We start from the raw sequence: 2572 nt of genomic DNA on the forward strand, positions 1-2572 counted from the left end.
TGTGTCGGTCATGGAGATGTGGGGCGCCCTCACCACCGGCGGACGCCTCGTCGTCGTCCCCTACCTCACCAGCCGGGACTCGGAGGCGTTCTACGCACTCGTACGCGACCGGTCGGTCACAATGCTCAGCCAGACCCCTTCTGCCTTCCGCCAGTTCGAGACGGTCGATGCGGTGGAGGGTGGGGAACTGGACCTGCGGGCTGTGCTGTTCGCAGGCGAGGCGCTGAACCGGGCCTCGGTGCGCCGCTGGGGCGCCCGTCACGGATACGCCTCGCCGCTACTCATCAACCTGTACGGCATCACCGAGACCACCGTGCACGTGACATACGCCGAGGTGGACGAGGGGCAGCTCGACGGTACGTTCAGCCGGATCGGCAGGGCGCTGCCCGATCTCCGACTCTACGTCCTGGATCCGTCGGGCGAGCCGAGTCCGATCGGTGTCGTCGGGGAGCTCTACGTCGGCGGGCCCGGCGTGACACGTTGCTACACAGGCCAACCGGCACTCACCGCACAGCGTTTCGTGCCGGACCATCTCGGTCGTACGCCGGGAGCCCGGCTCTACCGCAGTGGGGACCTCGCCCGCTGGAAACCCTCCGGCGACCTGGAATACCTCGGCCGGGCCGATGCCCAGGTGAAGGTGCGCGGCTACCGCATCGAGCTGCCGGAGATCGAGGCCCGACTGGGCCGGCAGCCCGAGATCCGGCAGGCCGTCGTGGTCGTGCGGGACGATCTCGGCGGCCACACGGACCTCGTCGCGTACCTCGTACCGGAGCCGGACGTCGACCGGCCCACCACCAGTGAACTCCGCGACGCGCTCGCCGGCCACCTCCCCGACTACATGATCCCGAGGAACTTCGTCTTTCTCGATGCCCTCCCGCTCACTGCGCAGGGCAAGCTCAACCACCGGGCTTTGCCCGCTCCGACGACCGAACGCCCGCAATTGGAGGCCCAGTTCGTCGCTCCGCTGCCCGGGACGGAGGAGCTGCTCGCGGAGATCTGGAGCAACGTTCTCGGCGTCGACCGGGTCGGCCGCCACGACAACTTCTTCGACCTCGGCGGCGACTCCATCCGCAGCATCCAGGTGCTGGGACTGGCCCGCACCCAGGGGGTCGGTTTCGAGCTGCAGGACCTCTTCCGCACGCCCACCCCGGCGGGGCTGGCCGAGGCCGCCTCGACCCATTCGGCATCCGAAGCTCCGCAGCGCGACCGTGAGCCGTTCTCCATGGTGAGCGCCGAGGACAGGGCGCGGCTGCCGCAGGGCCTTGTGGACGCCTATCCGATGGCGGAACTCCAGGTCGGCATGATCTACGAGATGGAGCTGGACCGTGAACGGCTGCCGTACCACAACGTGGACAGCATGCGCATCAACGGCCGGTTCGACGAGCGCAGCTTCAAGGAGGCGCTGCGCCTGGTCGTGGAACGCCACCCGATACTCCGCACGTCCCTGGAGCTGAGCGGCTACAGCGAGCCGCTCCAACTGGTGCATGCCACGGCGGAGATGCCGTGCGTGGTGTCCGATCTGCGCGCACTCGACGACGAGGCGCAGCAGTCGGCGATCGCCGCATACGTGACCTTCGAACGCTCCCATGTGTTCGACCACTCCCGGCCGCCGTTGCTGCGGTTCGGTATCCACTGGCTCTCCGACGATGCGTTCCAGTGGACGGTGACCGAGCACCATGCCATTTTCGACGGCTGGAGCCTCCATTCCACGCTCGCCGAGATCACTGGCCTCTACCACCGGCTCGCGACGGGTGCGGGCACGGTCGTCGCCCTGGACCCGCCCGAGTCGGCGTACCGCGACTTCATCGCGGCGGAACGGGAGGTGCTGCGCTCGACGCAGAGCGAGGCGTTCTGGCTGGAGCGGCTCACGGACCGGCCCACGGGCCGGCTCCCTCGCTGGCCGAACCGGCACGACGCCCGGCTGGCGACGCCCGAGCGCGACAACGAGTGGCGGGTGCTGCACACGGCGGAGAAGCACGGCTCGATCGAGACGCTGTTGCCGGCGGAGCTGTGCGACGAGCTGCTGGCGCTGGCCAAGCGTTGTGGGGTGCCGCTGAAGTCCGTGCTGCTGGCAGCGCATCTGCGGGTCATGAGTCTGGTCACCGGAAGCACGGACGTGTTGGCCGGGCTGTCGTCCAACGGACGGCTGGAGGAGGCCGGGGCGACCGAGGTTCGGGGGCTCTTTCTGAACACCGTCCCGTTCCGGCTGGAGCTGCCGGACGGCAGTTGGCTGGACCTCGTACGCGCGGTGTTCCAGGCCGAACAGGACATGCTGCCCCACCGCAGATACCCGCTGGGGGCGTTGCAGCGTCGTATGGGTGGCGAGGCCCTTTTCGAGACCAGCTTCGTGTACAACCACTTCCACGTGCTCACCGACGAGTTCGGCGAGGGTCGTCTGACGATCGTGGACGGGAAAATCGACAGCTTCAGCACGCTGCGTGCCGAGCCGACCAACTTTCCGCTGAGCGTCGGCGTGATCCGCAATCCGTACTCGACACGGCTGCTCCTGAGTCTCGACTACCACCTCGGTGTTCTGGTCGAGGACCAGGTGGCGTTGATGCGGGACTACTAC

General features: G+C 68.1%; 1 protein-coding gene. It reads left to right on the forward strand.

What is annotated here, in order from left to right:
* A partial coding sequence (locus GA0115254_RS34150) for a condensation domain-containing protein (protein ID WP_141720958.1) occupies positions 1-2572 on the forward strand: 2572 nt, incomplete at both ends.

The sequence above is a fragment of the Streptomyces sp. Ncost-T10-10d genome (assembly GCF_900091955.1).
In the GTDB taxonomy this organism is placed as follows: domain Bacteria; phylum Actinomycetota; class Actinomycetes; order Streptomycetales; family Streptomycetaceae; genus Streptomyces.